The sequence below is a fragment of the Psittacicella hinzii genome (assembly GCF_003585935.1).
Taxonomy (GTDB): Bacteria; Pseudomonadota; Gammaproteobacteria; order Enterobacterales; family Psittacicellaceae; genus Psittacicella; species Psittacicella hinzii.
Genome location: NZ_NRJG01000079.1, coordinates 1 through 5,417, shown reverse-complemented (window position 1 = coordinate 5,417; position 5,417 = coordinate 1). Strand labels below are relative to the sequence as shown.

The window sequence follows — 5,417 nt, the reverse complement described above, 5'->3', positions numbered from 1 at the left end:
GTACACCACCAAGTTTAAATTTAAATTAATAATTAAAATTAATAATTTAAGCTAAAAAATTATGTTAAAAAATTAAGTTAGAAATTTAACTTATAGTGCAAATTTAAGCGTCAACTACTTCTACTCGATATTGAGTATCTTTATCTCTTACTAATTGTAATAAGAAATCCACATTGCCATGCTTACCTGGATTGGCAATAGCATCAGCAACATAATCAGCGTACAAATCTAAACCTTTTAAACCAGCACGGCAATCTAAACAACTATCGCAAATGGTTGAAAGGTAATTAAAGAGTTTCACAGTTTCATGTTTACCTGCTACGTTATCAATATGACGAACTAGGTTGTTATATTGATCGTAGATATTAATGTGTTTTACAGCAGCTGCTGATGGTAAACAATCAAGAGGATTTGTCATATGCTTATCCTTATAGTAAGATTGACTAAAAAGAGGCAATATAGCTCTTCCCATAGAGATCGGAGTCCTACTTTAAGCATAAGCATTTAATATTAGAGTAATAGACTCTAACCTCTGCTGCAATTATATACACAATTATTCTTCGTCTGCCGATATAAATTTATCGCTTCACAAATCGAAGCAAAATTATCACTTTTTATCAATTGCCAAACGGCAATATTGCCTAAACTATCAGGCAATGATTTCACAAATTTTTGCACGAATGATTTTAGCTGATTATTTCCTGATCCAATACCTATGTGAAATAGTAAGTTTTTGCGACTTAAAGCTGCAAAATTAAACTTGTTTTGAAGCCTATCTACATATAAAGTCTACTCTTAATTTATTTAAGATTAGTAAACTTCTTCTAAGTCAAGATTAATAAACTTCTTCTAAGTTTTAAGCGTTAGTTAGTAAGTTCGAACTCTATCTTAGTATTGTCGTACTTGTAGAACTTATCCTTATATGGATTAAGTTACTTAGCAACGACTTTGAGTCCTTGAAGAGCAAGGATTGCACGGGCATTTTCTAATGCTTGCTCAGTGTAAAGTTTAGTAAACGATTTTACATCAAAATTTACTAGAGCTTGCGCCTGTTCATAGTCCTTTTTATAGTAAAGATCAGCAAACTTAGTAGTTAAATCTTTTACTTTTTGTTGGGTATCTAATTCTCTGTCTTCGAAATACTCTGCTTGTGTCACTAGAACTAGGGTATAAAACTTATTTAAGTTCCCGTCATACAGAGATGCAAAAGCAACAAAATCACTACATAGCATTATGGCTTGAGGACTAGCTTATGTACGAGCTGTTTGATAAAGATTATTACAAAGGCTAACAAATTTACCAAATTCTTCGAGCTTGTGATTTTGATATTTACCTTGTACTACCTTAGCTTGATTAGCAAAGCTATACACAAAAACCGTAGGATAGTTATATAAAACTTGCGTAATGGTTACTTCTCTATTATTAGCAATTCGAGCTAGAAGGTTCTTGCCTTTTGCCAGTAGTTGCATGAACTCTGTTACTTGTTGCTCATTGCTGTTGTAATAATTAATTACTGCTTGTTCTGCCTGGGAAGTAGAGGCATTAGCATTATCTGCAGCTCTTGCCTCTTGGGTATAAATATTAACTGCTAAGAAAGATAAACTAGTTAAACTTCCTGCAATAAGTGACTTAAAGTATGGTCGTGGCATTGAGAAAATACTTGGTTACTTAATCCTAATATTCAATTATAGCAATAATCTCTAATCAGCATAATTAGTTATAGCTCATGAGAATAATCTATAAGCTGAATAAATAGCAGAGTAAATAGATGTAGCTCTTAGGAATAATCTCTAACCAGAATAAATAGCTATGACTATTAGTAACAGCAAAAAAGAGCGGCTAGACAATGATTGGAGTCTAGTCGCTCTTTTTCTCTATTTAAAGTAATACTTTTGTGGTGTATAACTTTTTCAGCTGTAAGAATTAGATAAAATCAGATAACTTAAATTTTATTTAATAGTGCTAATTAAATACCACAGCTAGCCTTAGTTTTTCACCACCACAAAACTACGGGTTAGTAAACGCCAGTGATCATAACGGTGTTGATAAAGTTTGTAATCCACTTGTTCATGCTCTAGATCTGTAGCACCAGCTGCATAATATTTAACATACTCTAACCATAGGTTATACATTCTTACATCAGTAAATACTAAACGTAAATTTGGGAATACGGTTAGGGCTGCTAAATTATATTCCGTAGCTAAAGTATCTACCACCACAATAATATCTTGTAATGGGAAACGTGGCGCTAATAAGCTTAAACAGAAATTACGACGATCTAATACTTGTGAAAGCGGAATGATCATAGCATTTAAGCCAACCACTTTAGTGTAGTAGTTCATACCACTACGTAGTGATTGATCGTTTGCATTAGTACCAACTTGCTCAATGACTACCGGACTATAGTTATGTGGATAGTCACTTGGAGTTAAACCACGAATACGATGCGGAGCAAAGATATCTTTAAGTTTAATTACTAAAGGATCTGTATCTAAATCTTGAGCAGCGTCATCTACGTTTTCAGATAGTTTTTGCGCAGCTGGAGATACATCATCAGCTGTTAATTCTTCATCATCAACAGTATCTAGGAGCTCGGCATCGACAACTTGCTTACCGTCATTATCATCTGCAGCATCAGCTTGCTCAGCGTCTTTCACACTAGCTTCTTCAGTTTCACCTACAGTCACTGTTTGGGTTGTTTGTGCTGTTATTTGTGCTGCTTCAGCTTTAACAGCTTGAGCATTACTTGCACCTTCAGCACTATCTGCAGATTTTGCTGCTTCAGCATTTTCAGCTTGCGCAGCTGCTTCTTGCTCATTTACAGCTTGACTAGTTTGTGCAGCAGCTGTTTTAGAAGCTGAATTAGCAACTTCATCTGCCTTAACTTGGGTTGCATTCGAAGTATCTGCATGTTGTGCAGACGCATTTTGCGCGCTTGTAGCTTGTGGATTATTTGCTTCTTCGTCAGCAACACCAATACCTTGTTCTTGCTGCTGTGCAACTAATTTATCAAACTCGGCAGCTAACTCTTGTTCGGCCGTATCCATAGAAGTCATCGACTCAACTTTACCAACATTCGTTAAGTCGCGACCTTGGCGGTTATACTTAGCTTTCTCAGCTAGAGCAGCGGCTTTTTGATAAATTTCGTCTAATTCTAGATGCGCAATATCGGTATCTTTTTCAGTATGACGGAAAGGCACTTGATATGCTGCTTTTAACTCTGGAGTTAATTCGTAAGCTGCTACATCAACTTCGTATCCTAACTCATAGGCATTGACTAAGCGTACAGGTAAACTTGAAGCTTGGGTTGAAGTTAAACCTAAGAGTTTAGAAATATTTTGTAATGGCTCAAGAGTTTGTGCTTTTTCTGCCTGACGATAGAAAATATAGTTATGCTTACGCAAGTTAAAATTCGAGAAGAAGTGTAAGGCTGTACGTTTTAAGCCACGTGTTGGACGATAGTTAAAACTATTATTTGCATGAATTTGTGCACAAAGAGCAAAAAGACGTTTTTTCTCGGCACGTGATAATAACCCTAGGTTAAGCATAATTTGACGACCTACAGTTAAACCACAGATACGATAAGAAATATTACGTGTTAAATTCTTACGGTTAAAGCCCATTTGATCTAAGAGGGCTAATAAACGATTTGGCACATTGGTTACTACACATAAATAAGGTTCTTTATTTTGGTAGTAAACTTCATGATAGTAAAGATAAGCTAACTCTGAAGCATTATTTACTAATTGATTATTGATTTGACTGTACGTATATTTACTTTCATTAGGAGTACTAGGAGCAGCTTCTAATTGAGGTAAAGCATTAGGATCTAGACTAGCATTAGCTGCAGATTGATCTTCAACTACTTCTGCCTTACGAGTTTTATTACCAAATAGGCTCATAAATGCCGAAGCAACATTTTTTACTACTTTTGTAAAGGCAGGAGTTGCTTTATGTTTTGGTAAAACAAGTGGCGCAAAGTTGTTGGTACGTAAGTGTGGATTTTTAGTAGTTAAGAAATCAATGACTTGATTACACTTAGCTGGATTACAAGCTACAGCTTGTAAGAATAGAGCATAAGGTAAAGAGTTAACTTTTACAAAGAAGTTATCTTTGGCTACAGCGTCAAGGAATTGGACTGTCGCCCCTAAGTCACGAATTAATAGCATCCAATATTTTAGGATATTCACAAAGGCAATTAATTCATTACGTACTTGCTCGGTGTAAACACTTAAGCTTGGACTAAAGTTTAAAGCATAAACTAAAGATTGGGCAATAATGCTAAAGTTATCAACAATAAAGTTGACGTCAAAATCGCATTGTTGCGCTAATTCATATGCCGCTAATAGATAACCTGTTTGCGCATAAATCAAATCTTGACTCGCAAAGCCAGCTTGCACAAAGAACTGTTGTTTACGTACGGCTGGAGGTAAAGTATAAACTACTGCCCCTTTAACATAAACCGCACGATAACCAAAAGCAAAACGTGCATCTTCATCATTCACGGCTTTCTTTAGTGCATAGAGGTAACTAAAGTGGAAAATCTTTTCCGCACCAAAAAGCACATCTTCACGGAATAGAATCTGTTTTTCTAAGCAGAACTCACGGTGAAACGCCATACGTCTAGCTGAACGATGCATATTATTAATATCAGCAAGACTAAAGATCATATTATCGTCTAAATCGGTTTCGATAATATTTTTTGGGGCTGTCCCTTCTAAGTCTGCATATTGATGATGTTTACCTTGTGCTTGGTAACTTTGAATGCGTGTAAAGAATACCCCCATGCCTTTATAAGCATAGATAGCATGACTTAATTCAGATAAGAAGTGATGTTCGCAATAGTCACTTGCCGAGAAGAATAGTAACCAGTCACCTTTAGCATTTAGGATACCTAGATTACGTGCAGCATTAGCACCAGCAGCACCTTGCGATAAAAGACGTGCTTGCTGTGGAGCAAATTTATTAATCTGTTGTTCGATTATTTTGTAATCGTCTTCACTAACGTTATCAGCAACAAAGATTACTTCGTAATCACTGGCTTTTACGTCTTCAGTTTGATTTAATAGAGCCTCAGTAAATTGAGGGAGATCTTGTGCAAGGTTCTTACCTGTACAAGTTACAATTAAAGAAAAAATCATATATTTGATAGTCGTTATTAAGACTCTAAAACTAGGTTTCTCAAAACTACTAGCGTTTAGAGTTTAAAGTATCGGGTGAACAATAACTTTTGGGTATATTCTCTTCTATTTATCAAGTAAATAAAGTTAATTACCGTCAAGACCGTATAATCTTCTGTAAAAATTAATTATGAGCTAATTTTTTCGAGAGATATCTATTTTGATATTACCATGAACGCAGGTATTTACCTAGAAAAACCGGACATAAAAGCTTAATTTATACGTTTTATCCTAGTC

General features: G+C 35.3%; 4 protein-coding genes. All 4 read right to left on the bottom strand.

The window, feature by feature from the left end; translation table 11 throughout:
• Positions 1-103 precede the first annotated feature (103 nt).
• The 4 genes from CKF58_RS04625 to CKF58_RS04610 all read right to left on the bottom strand — a co-directional run bounded on the left by CKF58_RS04625 (position 104) and on the right by CKF58_RS04610 (position 5,141).
• Positions 104-418 carry a DUF2322 family protein gene (locus CKF58_RS04625; RefSeq protein ID WP_222987709.1) on the bottom strand — a complete coding sequence of 105 codons (315 nt, stop codon included), beginning with the start codon at positions 416-418 and terminating at the stop codon, positions 104-106.
• A 514-nt stretch (positions 419-932) separates the two neighbouring features.
• Complete coding sequence (locus CKF58_RS04620; protein ID WP_147397212.1) at positions 933-1,157, bottom strand: hypothetical protein; 225 nt, start codon at positions 1,155-1,157, stop codon at positions 933-935.
• A gap of 93 nt (positions 1,158-1,250) precedes the next feature.
• Positions 1,251-1,649: a hypothetical protein gene (locus CKF58_RS04615; RefSeq protein ID WP_119531447.1), complete on the bottom strand. Its 399-nt coding sequence runs from the start codon at positions 1,647-1,649 to the stop codon at positions 1,251-1,253.
• Between the two features lie 336 nt (positions 1,650-1,985).
• On the bottom strand, positions 1,986-5,141 hold the full coding sequence (locus tag CKF58_RS04610) for a glycosyltransferase family A protein (protein WP_119531445.1): 3,156 nt from the start codon (positions 5,139-5,141) through the stop codon (positions 1,986-1,988).
• Between the last annotated feature and the right edge of the window lie 276 nt (positions 5,142-5,417).

What these genes read in the sequence shown, in the direction of transcription:
- CKF58_RS04615 (WP_119531447.1), bottom strand. Translation starts at nt 1,649, where the DNA reads ATGCCACGACCATACTTTAAGTCACTTATTGCAGGAAGTTTAACTAGT.
- CKF58_RS04625 (WP_222987709.1), bottom strand. Translation starts at nt 418, where the DNA reads ATGACAAATCCTCTTGATTGTTTACCATCAGCAGCTGCTGTAAAACAC.
- CKF58_RS04610 (WP_119531445.1), bottom strand. Translation starts at nt 5,141, where the DNA reads ATGATTTTTTCTTTAATTGTAACTTGTACAGGTAAGAACCTTGCACAA.